Origin of the sequence: Streptomyces sp. NPDC051987, assembly GCF_040680735.1 — a bacterium.
GTDB lineage: Bacteria > Actinomycetota > Actinomycetes > Streptomycetales > Streptomycetaceae > Streptomyces.
In genome coordinates this window covers 235,572-248,464 of sequence record NZ_JBFAXI010000001.1, presented here as the reverse complement: position 1 = coordinate 248,464, position 12,893 = coordinate 235,572, and the positions used below count along the sequence as shown (strand labels likewise).

Annotated in this window: 9 protein-coding genes; 7 read left to right on the top strand and 2 right to left on the bottom strand. The window is 71.5% G+C overall.

All coding sequences use genetic code 11. The annotated features are described in order from the left end of the window. On the top strand, positions 1-636 hold a 636-nt coding region (locus AB0M11_RS01070; protein WP_365699944.1), incomplete at its 5' end, for a glycoside hydrolase family 6 protein. A 93-nt stretch (positions 637-729) separates the two neighbouring features. Here the strand turns inward: AB0M11_RS01070 and AB0M11_RS01065 are convergent. Continuing rightward, positions 730-4,389 (bottom strand): LamG-like jellyroll fold domain-containing protein, encoded by a 3,660-nt coding sequence (locus AB0M11_RS01065; RefSeq protein ID WP_365699942.1) that lies wholly within the window; start codon positions 4,387-4,389, stop codon positions 730-732. Positions 4,390-4,864: 475 nt separating this feature from the next. On the opposite strand from AB0M11_RS01065, the gene AB0M11_RS01060 reads away from it, so the two are divergent. The 6 genes from AB0M11_RS01060 (at position 4,865) to AB0M11_RS01035 (ending at position 11,145) form a co-directional block, all read left to right on the top strand. Next, the gene (locus tag AB0M11_RS01060; RefSeq protein ID WP_365699940.1) at positions 4,865-5,878 is read left to right on the top strand and encodes a LacI family DNA-binding transcriptional regulator; all 1,014 of its coding nucleotides are present in this window, start codon (positions 4,865-4,867) and stop codon (positions 5,876-5,878) included. 131 nt (positions 5,879-6,009) lie between these two features. Next, entirely contained in the window at positions 6,010-7,257 is a 1,248-nt protein-coding gene (locus AB0M11_RS01055) for a sugar ABC transporter substrate-binding protein (RefSeq protein WP_365699938.1), read from the top strand. A gap of 10 nt (positions 7,258-7,267) precedes the next feature. Further along, a complete protein-coding gene (locus tag AB0M11_RS01050) occupies positions 7,268-8,251 on the top strand; it encodes a sugar ABC transporter permease (protein WP_365699936.1) in 984 nt (327 codons plus the stop codon). A 119-nt stretch (positions 8,252-8,370) separates the two neighbouring features. Continuing rightward, positions 8,371-9,132, top strand: coding sequence for a carbohydrate ABC transporter permease (locus tag AB0M11_RS01045; protein ID WP_365699970.1), 762 nt, complete (start codon positions 8,371-8,373; stop codon positions 9,130-9,132). A 49-nt stretch (positions 9,133-9,181) separates the two neighbouring features. After that, entirely contained in the window at positions 9,182-10,918 is a 1,737-nt protein-coding gene (locus tag AB0M11_RS01040) for a trehalase family glycosidase (RefSeq protein WP_365699934.1), read from the top strand. An 86-nt stretch (positions 10,919-11,004) separates the two neighbouring features. Beyond that, on the top strand, positions 11,005-11,145 hold the full coding sequence (locus tag AB0M11_RS01035; RefSeq protein ID WP_365699932.1) for a hypothetical protein: 141 nt from the start codon (positions 11,005-11,007) through the stop codon (positions 11,143-11,145). A 16-nt stretch (positions 11,146-11,161) separates the two neighbouring features. On the opposite strand, the gene sulP is transcribed toward AB0M11_RS01035, so the two are convergent. Further along, the gene (gene sulP / locus AB0M11_RS01030) at positions 11,162-12,883 is read right to left on the bottom strand and encodes a sulfate permease (RefSeq protein ID WP_365699930.1); all 1,722 of its coding nucleotides are present in this window, start codon (positions 12,881-12,883) and stop codon (positions 11,162-11,164) included. Positions 12,884-12,893 lie beyond the last annotated feature (10 nt).

The following is a 12,893-nucleotide window of genomic DNA, read 5'->3' as shown; positions in this document are numbered from 1 at the left end:
ACCGACGGCGCCAGCGTGAACGACGTGACCGGCTTCATCGTCAACACCGCCAACTACGGCCCCGTCAAGGAGCCGAACTTCAAGCTCACCGACACGGTGAACGGCCAGACCGTGCGCCAGGCGAAGTGGGTCGACTGGAACCAGTACGCGGACGAGCAGTCCTTCGCCCTGGGGCTGCGGGACAAACTGGTCGCCGCCGGTTTCAACTCGGGCCTGGGCATGCTCATCGACACCTCCCGCAACGGCTGGGGCGGCACCGCACGGCCCACCGGCCCCGGGCCGCTCACGTCCGTCGACGACTACGTCAACGGCGGCCGCGTCGACCGGCGCGTCCACGTCGGCAACTGGTGCAACCAGAGCGGTGCCGGTCTCGGTGAGCGGCCCACCGCGGCCCCGGCCGCCGGCATCGACGCCTACGTCTGGGTCAAGCCGCCGGGCGAGTCCGACGGCTCCAGCACCGCCGTCCCCAACGACGAGGGCAAGGGCTTCGACCGCATGTGCGACCCCACCTACGGCGGCAACGCACGCAACGGCAACAACCCCACCGGCGCCCTGCCGAACGCACCACTGGCCGGACACTGGTTCTCCGCCCAGTTCCAGCAGCTCATGCAGAACGCCTACCCGCCCCTGCCGTGACCCTGTGACACGGTGAACGGCCGCCGGGGCCGGTCCTGCTCGATGGAGCGGGGCGAAAGGCCCCGGCGGATCGCGTCCCCGGCGGGCATCACCTCATCGCACTGCTCGCGCGTACGGCGCGACGACGATCCGGTCGATCAGCGGTGCGTAGCGGGAGCGGAGAAGCACTCCCGGGAAGGTGTCCGAGGCGTAGGTCGTGCCGTCGAAGTTCGGCAGCTCCTCGGACCGGAAGGTGACGGTGTTCTGTCCCTTGCGCAGCCGCACCGGGACGGTCAGCTCCCAGAAGTTGTCCTCGTGGAAGCTGTTCGGGAAGCCGACCCGCAGCGGCTCGCCGCCGTCGACGCTGATGTCCGCGTGCCGGGCCAGCGGGTCCGGGTTGTAGTGCGTGGCCTGCGACTGCTCCGGGTTGGAGTAGCGGATGCGCAGCGCGTACAGGCCGGTCCTGTCCGCGGTCACCGAGAACGTCGCCGTGTTCCCGTTGCCCGGGTCGCCGCCGACGCCGGTGATCGCCGTGCCGTCCGTCGCCAGCGGCAGCGGGGTCAGCGTGGCCGTGCCGGCGAGCGCGGCGTCCCGCGCCTCGTACGTACGCGTCCTGAGCGTGCCGTCGGTGGGCGTGACCGTGAGCCGGTCGACCAGCGTGGTGCCGGAACCACCGGTCACCGTCACCTTGTTGACGCCGCCCGAGAGGGAGACGGCCACCTTGTGCCTGGACCCGGTCACGTGCAGGACGTCGTGCCCGTTCACGGACAGCCGGGCGTCCGCGGCACCGAGGGTGCCGACGTCGAGGGTGGCCTCGCGGTCGGCGGGGGAGTAGACCCAGAACGTGGCCGTCTGGTCCTTCCCGACCCGGACCGCTCCGGACCCGGTGGCGGGGGCCGGGGTGTGCTGGGGCAGGTCATAGACGGGGGTGGCCCCGCCGCTCGTCCAGGCCAGCTCGCCCTCGTGGACCTCGGTGGCCGCCGACGCGGCCGGCAGGGACAGCGTGAGCCGGTCGACGATGGCGTCGCCCTTGGTGGCACGCTCGCCGTCGAGGCTCCTCGCGGCGAGCGTCAGGGTGTGCCTGCCCTTGGTGAGGTGCACCTCGGTGTCGGTGTGGTCCCAGACCACCCACTTGTAGCCGAGCGGCAGGTACAGCTCCTGCTCGCCGGCCGCCTGGCCGTCCACCCGGAGGAACACGTTGGTGGGGCCCTGTTCCCGCACCTTGTCGAAGGTGTTGAGGGAGTTGGCGAAGACGCTGAGGTCGTAGGTGCCGTCCTCGGGCACGTCCACGGCGAAGTCGAGCGTGACGTCCGAGCCGGTGCGCAGGCCGCCGACGTCGTAACCGCCGGAGGTGTAGAACTTCGACACGTCGCTCGTCGAGCCCTCGGGGCCGTTTTTGGTGTAGCCGGACCCGGTGTGGGCGGCGTCCTCCGCCTCGTACGAACCCTGCCAGCGCACCGGCGCGGACCGGGTGCCCTTCGCCTCGCCCGCCGGGCTGAGCACGATCTCGTACGCCGACGACTCCTTCAGCCGCGGCAGTGTGCCGTCGCCGAAGTCGACGGCGACCTCGCCGTCGGCACCGACCTCCAGGTTCGTCTCCGTCAGCAGCTTCGGGCCGGAGTTGTCGCCGACCTGGCCGCTCCAGTCGATCTCGCGCACCCAGGCGTGCACGCGGTCCCCGAAGACCTTCCGGGGGACGCCCGTGAAGGTGATGTGGCCCTCGCCGGCGGACCCGCCGAAGATCAGCCGGGACTGCTTCTTCTTCTCGTCCAGCGTGGCCACGCCCTGCATGCTGTAGTTCTGGCCGGGGAACGGCGGGGCCACCGCCACCGTGTGCCCGCTCATCGAGGCGTACGCGTGCAGCAGCCACCACTGGCCGTTGCCCCGGTTGGACTGCACCGCGGAGTCGGAGAGGTTGCCGTCGATGTTCCAGTACGCGATGTCGGCGTCCACCTTGGACTCCTCGATCGCGGACACCCACTGGATCATCTGGCCGGGCACCGAGGTGTGGTAGTTGAAGGCGTACTCGTTGATGTTGACGGGCAGCCGCGTGCCCTCCCGGTCGGTGCCCCGGAACAGCTCCTGCTCCCAGGACCGGTATGTGGCGACGCTCCGGCGCACCGCCTCCGGGTGGCTCAGCTCGTGCCAGGTGATGACGTCGGGGAGGGTGCCGGCCGCCAGGGTGTGCGTGAGGAAGCCCTTGACCTGGTCGTACAGGACGCTGGTGTTGGGACCCGCGATGCGGGCGTCGGGCATCCTGCCCTTGATGAGCCGGTAGACCTCGTCCCAGGCGGCGAAGTAGTCGCTGGGGTCGGAGAGCCAGCTGACCTTGTCGTAGCTCCACTCGCCGGTGCCGAACATGTTGCCCTCGGGCTCGTTGAACGGCACGAAGACGATGTTGTCCCGGTACTGCCTCGGCAACCGCAGAACCTGGTCGACCTGCTGGGTGATCTTCTCCTCGTAGCGCCTGAGCCTCTCCTGCGGGGTGTCGCCCGGCCACTCGTACGGGAAGCCGCGGTGGATGTCCGTCATGTAGATGTACACATCGCCGTCGGTGGCGTCGGCCAGCGGCCTGACCACCTCCAGCGCGTCGGCGCCGGGGTGCTGCGGGCCGTCCTGGGCCTTGGTGGAGACCGTGCGCAGGCCCATGCCCTCGATGAGGTTGCCGCTCGGGACGCCCGGTCCGTACACGCCGTAGAGCGTCCCGGACGCGCCGCCGTGGAAGGCACCGGTGTCCGAGGCGAGGTCGACGGTGAGCGCTCCCTCGCGGACCACGGTGACGGTCGCCCGTACGGCCTGCCCGGCCGCGGTTCCGGCCACCGCGAAGGTGCCCGTCCCGGCGTACTTCTCGGGCGGTACGGCGTCCCAGGTGATCGGCGTGTCGCGGTCGTAGCCGTCGGAGAAGGCGGCGCGCACCGAGGCGGGCAGGGCCGGGGCGGTCCCGGTCGTCGTACGGACGTCGAACGACGTCCGCGAGAGTCGGTCGAGGGTCGGCGGGGTGGTGACCAGGTCGGCCACCTGCTCGGCGGTGAGCGCCGAGTGCCAGACCGCGAAGTCGTCGAGCGCGCCCTTGAGCAGCGGGTCCGGGTAGAAGGATCTGCCCAGGTAACCGGCCGCGGTGGCCGAACCGTTCAGCAGGTCACCGGCCTTGACGGTGGTCGCGGCGGACGAGACCGCCACGCCGTCGAGGTAGGCGGTGACCCGGTGGGCCGCGGTGTCGAGGGTGACCGTCACCGTCCGCCAGCCGTCGACGGGCAGTGGCGCGTAGCCGGAGACCTGCGCCTCCGCGCCCGCGCCGCCGGTGGTCACGGCGGTGCGCAGTGCTCCGCCGTCGGACGGCGTCGTGAACAGGTACCGGCCGGTGTCGGTGCCCAGATCGAAGATCCGCTGCCAGGCCGCGTCGTCGTCGCCCCACCTCACCCGGGCCGAGACCGTCAAGTCGGTCGCGCCGTCCAGGACTTCGCGGGGGAGGCGGACGTACGCGCCGTCGGAGGCGGGCGCGCCGCCGGGCAGCGACAGCGCCCTGCCGCCGTCCGTGCCCGCGACCGACCCGGCGGTGGAGGGATTGACCAGGGTCGCCGTCAGGCCGTTGCCGGAGCTGTCGGTGATCCTCCCGGAGGCGAGGTCGTCCTGGTCGAAGGTGTAGTGGGCGGCGGGCTGGGGCGTCTGTGCGGCCTGGGCGGGGACGGCCGGCGCGGCGAGCAGTCCCGCCCCGAGTGCCAGTGCCATGGCGGCCGGTGCCCTGCGCCCGGCGGATCTGTCCGTGGATGACATGGATTGCGTCCTCAATCCTGGTGCTTCGGCGAACAGCGTGTCGTCCCGCGTCCGACCGGTTCTGTGTCCAACCTGTTCTGCGTCCGACCTGTCCTGCGTCGAACCGGTTCGATGATCTGCGCGGCAGCAGAGTAGTGCGTCCGGTGAGAGGGGTGTAGGGGGCCTGGGGCTCAGGGAAGGTGCGGAGTCGTTCTCTGGTCCTTTGCGAGGTCGGTTCATCGAACCGGTTCGGGGAAGCTAGCACCGGGAGTCCCGGCCATCAATCCCTCCGACCGGAGGGAAAGCGGACCTTCCGCCGATCGGACACGCCTCGCCGGAGGTGTTGACACTCGGTGTGTCTGTTTCTACCGTCACTTCACGCGAACCGGTTCGACGGATCGGACCCGTATCGCCTGACACCCCGCCCCGCATGACCCGATGAGTACTCTCCTCTCAAGGACTCGAACCGGTTCGACCTTCGGACAAGGAGCCATCCGTGAACATCGGTGAGATCGCCCGCCGGGCCGGTGTCTCGCGGAGCACCGTGTCGTACGCGCTGAGCGGCAAGCGCCCGGTCTCGGACGACACCCGGCGCAAGATCCAGCAGGTCATCGACGAGCTGGGCTACCGCCCGAACGCCAGTGCCCGCGCCCTCGCCAACGGCCGGACCAACACGATCGGCCTGGTCTTCCCGCCGGCCGGCAACCACTACACCGGAATGCAGCTGGATTTCATCGGCAGTGTGGTGGAGGCCGCCGCGGCCCACGACTACGACGTGCTGCTCTCCCCGAGCGGTGTGGACAGCGACCGCTCGTTCCAGCGGCTGCTGGGGGAGCGGCGGGTCGACGGCGCCATCCTGATGGAGATCAGGCTGGTGGACGACCGGGTCGACCACCTGGCCGAACTCGGCTTCCCCGCCGTGGCCATCGGCCGTACCGCCCACCCGGAAGGCGGCTGGTGGGTGGGGCTCGACCACACCGCGCTGGCCGCGGCGTGCGTCCACCACCTGGCGGATCTCGGTCATCGCCGGATCGCCTTCGTCAACCGGCCCGGACAACTGCTGCGGGCCGGGTACGAGTCCGCACACCGCGGCCTGGACGGCTTCACCAAGGCCGCGGCCGAGCGCGGGCTGACCGTGCGGACGTACAGCTGCGGGGACGACGCGGCATCCGGCGAGGCCTGCCTGGAGGAGATTTTGCGTGACGAGCCGGCCACCACCGGACTGGTCACGCTGAACGAGGCCGCGCTGGGCGGTCTCTACCGAGGGCTCGCCCAGGCGGGCCGCCACGTACCGCGCGACTTCTCCGTCACCGGGATCGTCGCCGCCCGCTGGGCCGAGACCGTGACCCCGCAGCTCACCGCGGCCGACGTACCGGCGGAGGAGATGGGCCGGCGCGCCGTCGACCTGCTGGTGGAGCGGCTCGACCACCCCGAGGCACCGCCCCGGCACCACCTCCTCGCACCGCCGATCTCCCTGCGGGCCAGCACCGGCCCCGTCACGGCCTCCTGACCGCCGCTCCGGGACGACCCCGGACGCCTGCCCCACCGCCGATCGCCCGACGGCGCTGTTCGGCGTGCCCTCTCACCTCCCACCACCCCGTGCCTCGGCACCCGCATGCCCAGAACAGAGGAACTCCCGCCATGAACAGTTCCGCAAGGCACCGCCGTCTGACCGCCGCCGCCCTCACCGCACTGGCCGTCACCGCCACGGCCACCGCCTGCTCCTCCGGCTCCGGCGGCACCGGCGCCAAGGGCGCCGGCAACGGCACGTACACCATCTGGGACCCCTACCCGCAGTTCGACCGGAGCTCCGCCTGGGTGAAGCTGCTCGACCAGTGCGGCACCAAGGCCGGCGTCAAGGTCAAGCGCACCGGCTTCGACACCGGCGACCTGGGCAACAAGACGCTCCTCGCCGCGCAGCAGGGCAACTCACCGGACGTCCTCATCGTCGACAACCCGGTGGTGTCGACGCTGGCCGAGGCGGGCGTGCTCACCACGACCGACGACAACAGGCTGGACACCTCGACGGTCGACCCCAACCTGCTCGCGGCCGGCCAGTCGGGCGGCAAGACCTACGGCACCCCGATCGGCGCCAACACCCTCGCCCTCTACTACAACAAGGACGTGCTGAAGAAGGCCGGCGTGGACATCACCTCGGTCAAGGACTGGAACTCCCTCACGGCGGCGCTGGCCAAGGTCGAGAAGGCCGGCCACAAGGGCATCACGTTCTCGGCGATCGGCACCGAGGAGGGCAGCTTCCAGTTCCTGCCCTGGTTCTGGGGGGCCGGCGCCAGGCTGACCGAACTCGACTCCGCCCAGGCCGTGTCGGCGCTCTCGCTGTGGAAGGACTGGCTGAAGAACGGGTACGCCCCCAACTCGGTTCTCAACAACACCCAGACGACCAGCTGGCAGGAGTTCGCGAGCGGCGACTACGCGTTCAGCGAGAACGGCACCTGGCAGCTCGCAGGCGCCGAGAAGGCCGGCTTCGACTACGGCGTACTGCCCATACCCGGTGTGCACGGAGGCAACGCAGCGGCCCCGACCGGCGGCGAGTTCGTGACCATCCCGGTCCAGAAGGACACCGCCCGCTACGCCACCGCGCAGAAGCTGGCCACCTGCCTGACCAGCACCGCCAACCTCTACACCACCGACACCACCCTGTCCTACGTGGCGCCGACCGGCGCGGTCCAGGCCCAGCAGGTCGCCGCGAACCCCCGTCTCAAGCCGTGGGTCGAGGCGGTCAAGGCGGCCAAGGGCCGCACCAGTGACGACCTCGGCACCACGTACCCGAAGATCTCCGAGCAGATGTGGAAGGCCGTCCAGGCCGCCCTGAGCGGCTCCAAGTCGCCCAAGGACGCGCTCAGTTCCGCCCAGGCCGCGGCCAAGTGACGTGAGCGCCATGAAGCAGACGACCCGTCCGCCGGACCAACGGTCCGTGCCCGTCCGGGGTGAGGCGGCCGCCACCGCCCCACCCCCCGCCCGCAGCCGGAAACCCCGCCGGCCCACCTCCGCCCAGTGGGCCGCCTGGGGGTTCCTCGCCCCGGTGACCGTCTATCTCGCCCTCTTCTACGCCTATCCGCTCTACCGCAACCTCGACCTGAGCCTGCGCGACTACACCGTCCGCTCGTTCGTCCAGGGCGACGCGCCGTTCACGGGCCTGGCGAACTACCGCACCGTCCTCGACGACCCGACCTTCGCCCCGGCCCTGCTGCACACCGCCGTCTTCACCGCCGTGTGCCTGGTCTTCCAGTACGCCATCGGGCTCGCCCTCGCGGTCTTCTTCCACCAGAACTTCCGGATGTCGACGACCCTGCGCGCCCTGTTCCTCGTACCGTGGCTGCTGCCGCTGATCGTGTCCGCCTCCACCTGGTCGTGGCTGCTCAACAGCGAGTCGGGTGTCGTCAACGCGGCCCTGCACGCCGTCGGCATCGCGCCGGTGAACTGGCTGACCTCACCGTCCTGGTCGCTGGCCTCGGTGATCATCGCGAACATCTGGATCGGCGTCCCGTTCAACCTGGTCGTGCTCCACAGCGGCCTGCAGTCCATCCCGGCCGGCCTGTACGAGGCCGCCGCGCTGGACGGGGCGGGGGCCTGGCGCCGGTTCTGGAGCATCACCTTCCCGCTGCTGCGCCCGGTGTCCGCGATCACCCTGCTGCTCGGGCTGGTCTACACGCTCAAGGTCTTCGACATCATCTGGATCATGACGAAGGGCGGTCCGGCCGACTCCTCCACCACCTTCGCCACCTGGTCCTACCAGCTCGGCTTCGGCAACCTGCTGCCGGCCTTCGGCCCGGGAGCGGCCGTCGGCAACCTGCTCGTGGTCGCCGCCCTGGTCTTCGGCCTGCTCTACGTCCGGGTGCAGAGGAAGCAGGCCCTGTCATGAAAGGCCCTGTCATGAAATGTCCTGCCGTGAAAGGTCCTGCCGTGAAAGGTCCTGTCAGGAACGGTCCTGCCGTGAGGGCGTGCTGGAAGACGGCCGTCGGCGTGCTGCTGACCGCGATCATGCTGTTCCCGGTCTACTGGATGGTCAACGTCTCCCTCACCCGCGACCAGGACATGCGCAAGAGCCCGCCCGACCTGCTGCCGCTGCACGGCACCCTGGCCGGCTACCGCACCGTCCTCGACGAGCAACTGCCCTACCTGGGCACCAGTTTCGTCATCGGCCTGGGCACCGTCGCCCTGACCGTCGCCCTCTCGGCCCCCGCCGGCTACGCGCTGGCCAAGCTGCGTCCGCGCGGCGGCGGCATCCTGAGCTTCGCCCTGCTGGCCGCCCAGATGATCCCCGGCATCATCATGGCGATGGGCTTCTACGCCGTCTACCTCCAGCTCGGCCTGCTCCAGTCCGTCCCCGGCCTGATCGTCGCCGACTCCACCCTGGCGGTGCCGTTCGCGGTGCTGATCTGCACGGCCTTCATGTCCGGCATCCCCGGTGAACTCCTGCAGGCCGCGCAGGTGGACGGAGCGCAAGCGCTGCGCACCTTCTGGTCCGTGGTGCTGCCGATGAGCCGCAACGCCGTCGTCACGGTGTCCCTGTTCGCCTTCCTGTGGTCCTGGTCCGACTTCGTCTTCGCCAGCACCCTGGTCAACGGCGGCGCCCACGAGCCGATCACCCTCGGCATCTACCACTACATCGGCAACAACAACCAGCAGTGGAACGCCATCATGGCCACCGCCGTCGTGGCCTCCCTGCCGGCCGCGGTGATCCTCGTCCTCGCCCAGCGGTACGTCGCCGCCGGGGTGACCGCCGGTGCCGTCAAGGACTGAGCCCGCCGGTCCGTCGCTGCCCCTGTCTCCAGAAACGAGTCACGCCACCATGACCGCCGCCCCGACCGGCCCGGCCTTCTCCGTCCACGACATCCCGTTCAGCACCTACGGATCCTGGTTCGACATCTCGCCCGTGGTGGCGGAGCAGACCCATGCCGAGGACCTCCACCTCGTGTCGCATCAGAACGGCATGCACGGCGTCCTGCGTCTGGTCCCCCTGCACCCGACGACGGGCGCCCGCGCCGGGACCCGGGTCGAGGCGACTCCGGGCCGGCTGAGCTGGACCGGCGAGGGCGGACGCGTCGACCTCGCCTACGAGTCGCCGGACACCGTCCGGCTGCGCGGCCGCGGCCTGGACCTCGGCGTCCTCGCCGCCGCGCGGACGCTGACCCCGTTCAGCGGAACCTACTTCTTCCACGACCCGGCGGCGGCCGGGCACGTGTTCACGTCGTACGAGACCGGGCGCCGCTACCGCGTCACCGTGCTGTCCGGCACCCTCACCGACGTCACCGGGGCGCAGGCCCTGGGCAGCGCCGTCCGCGGTCTCACCGTGACCGCGGACGCGGCCGGGGCCTGGGAGATCGCGGTCGACGAACTCGACACCGCGCGCCCGCCGTACGTGTCCTCGGGGACCTTCGACGACGTCGTGGAGGCCGCGCGGCGCGCGTTCGCGGACTTCGCCGACGCGGTCGCCCCCTGGCGTTCGCCCGCCACACCGGCCGCCGAACTCGCCGCCTACGTCGTCTGGTCGGCGACCGTACGACCGGCGGGCCTGGTCACCCGGCCCGCCGTGCTGATGTCCAAGCACTGGATGGACAAGGTCTGGAGCTGGGACCACTGCTTCAACGCCCTGGCCCTGGCACCCGGTCGTCCCGGACTCGCCCTGGACCAGTTCCTGCTGCCCTTCGACCACCAGGACGCCGGCGGCGCGCTGCCCGACTCGGTCACCCACTCCGAGGTCCTGTACAACTTCGTGAAGCCGCCCATCCACGGCTGGGCCCTCGGCCACCTCCGCCGCCTCCTGCCCGCCCCTCTCGATCACGACCGACTAGCCCATGTCTACGATCGGTTGGAGCGCTGGACCACCTTCTGGCTCACCGCGCGACGGGCCCCCGGCGCCGAACTGCCCCACTACCAGCACGGCAACGACAGCGGCTGGGACAACGCCACCACCTTCGACCCCGAGCGCGCGGTCGTCACCGCCGACCTGGCCGCCTTCCTCGTGCTCCAGCTGCGCGAACTCGCCGCGCTGGCCGGGGAACTGGGCCGACAGCAGGCGGCGCACCGCTGGACGGCCACGGCCGAGGAGACCCGGACCGCACTGCTCGGCCGGCTCTGGACCGGCGAGCGGTTCGTCGCCCGGGGAGTCGCCAGCGGGAACACCTGGAGCAGCGCCGGCCTCCTCGACCTGATGCCCGTGGTGCTGGGCGAGCACCTGCCCGACGCGATCAGCAGCGCGCTGGCCGACCGCATCAAGGCCCATCTGACACCGCACGGCCTGGCGACCGAACTGCCCACCTCCCCGCACTACCTCGCCGACGGCTACTGGCGCGGGCCGATCTGGGCCCCCGCCACGGTGCTCGTCGAGGACGGCCTGCGCCGCGCCGGCCACCACCGGCTCGCCGACGACATCAGCACCCGCTTCCGGGCCCTGTGCGAGACCCATGGTTTCGCCGAGAACTTCGACGCCGTCACCGGCACCGGCCTGCGTGACCGCGCCTACACCTGGACCGCCAGCAGCTACCTCCTCCTCGCGGCGGCCCACGCCCGCCGGGGCGGCCACTGACCGGCCGCCTCCCGCCCCGCCCCGAGGCCGGGCGGGTCCCCGTTTCCCCCTTCCTCCTTCCTCCTTCGGACATCAAGTGGCACTTCATGCAGGCCGGCGGCGCACAGCTCAACAGCGGCGGCTGCGCCACCAGCCTCGCCGACTGCCAGACCCGCCGGAACTCCCCCCTCGCCCAGTACAGGCGCACCGCCGCCCTCGGCGGCCGGAGCCTCACGGGCAGGAGCTGACACCGCTCCCCTCGGCCTACTGTTCCGGCTGTGCCGCCAGCCACTCCCGGTAGGCCGTCACCGCCGTCGGCAGGGTCGGGAAGATGCGGTCGTGGCCGACCGCGTCCGCGAGGCCGTACGCCTCCAGGCTGTCCAAAAGGTCCTTCTTCACGCGGGCCAGGGCGAACACGACGTCCCGCGCCGTCAGTTCACGGCGGAGGGCGTCGACCGCGTCGAGCGCGGTGATGTCGACCTCCACGTTGGCCTCCATGTTGAGCACGAACCAGCGGACCGGCTCGCTCTGTTCGTCGGCGGCGGCCAGCGCCCGGCGGTGGAAGTTCTCCGCGTTGGCGAAGAACAGGGGGGAGTCGTAGCGGTAGACCAGGAGCCCCGGGACGGTCCGGGCGGTGGGGTAGTCGTCGATGTCGTGCATGCCGGCCAGGCCGGGAACCAGGCCCTCGACCGCGTCGTGCGGGCGGGCCACCCGGGTCAGCAGTTCGGCCACCGACAGGCCGACGGCTACCAGCACGCCGTACAGGATGTCCAGGGCGAGGACCCCGGCCAGGCAGCCGAGCGCGAGGAACAGCTCGCGGCGGCGGAAGGCGGCCAGGCGGCGGAAGCCGGCGAGGTCGGTCATGCGGGTGGCCGCGTACACGACCAGGGCGCCCAGCACCGCGGCCGGCGTCCGGGTGAGCAGGGGACTGAGGAAGAGCAGGACCGCGAGGACCAGGGCGCCGGCGACCAGGGAGTACCCCTGGCTGCGGGCCCCCGCCGAGGTGGCCAGGGCGGTACGGCTTGCGCTGCTGCTCACCGGGAAGCCGTGCACCACGCTCGCCCCGAGGTTGGCCGCGCCGAGGGCCAGGAACTCCTGGTCGGCGTCGAGCCCAGGGCCGTCGTCGGGGCCTCGGCCGGCGAAGGCGCGGGCGGTGAGGATGAAGTCCGTGTACGCCACCAGCAGGACGCCGAGCGCGGGCAGCACCAGCCGGGGCAGCTCGGCCGGGTCCGGCAGGGCGAGGCCGGGCACCCCCGCCGGTACGGTGCCGATGACCCTGAGGCCGTACCGGCCGTCGAGGTCGAACGCCACCACGGCCGCCGTGCCCAGGACCACGGCCAGCAGCGGGCCGGGCAGCGCCCGCACGCGCCGCGCGACGACGAGCAGGAAGAACAGCGTCACCGCCGAGAAGACCACGGTCGCCGGCTGCGCCTCGCCCGCGTGCGTGAAGAACGACCAGAGCTGGGGGAAGAACTCGGTACCCGTCACCGGGACGCCGGTGAGTTTGGGCAGCTGGTCCACCACCATGATCGCGGCGACCCCGGCCAGATAGCCGGTCAGGACCGGGCGGGAGAGCAGGTCCGCCAGAAAGCCCAGCCGGACCGCCCGTGCGATCAGGCAGAGCAGGCCGACCGCGGCGGCGAGGGTGGCCGCCAGCACGGCGTAGCGGCCGGGGGCGCCCGCCGCGAGCGGTGCGACGACGGTGGCCGTCATCAGGGCCGTCGTGGACTCCGGGCCGACCGAGAGCAGCCGCGAGGAGCCGAACACCGTGTACAGCGCCAGGGCGGGCAGGATCGCCCACAGGCCGGTAACCGGAGGCAGCCCGGCCACCCCGGCGTACGCCATCACCTGCGGCACCAGGTACGCGGCGACCGTCACCCCGGCCATCAGGTCGCCCCTCAGCCAGGCGCGCCGGTAGCCGAGCAGCGAGACGAGTCCGGGCACGAGCCGGTGCCACCCCGGACGACCGCCTCCGCCGTGTGTCATGCGCCGCCTC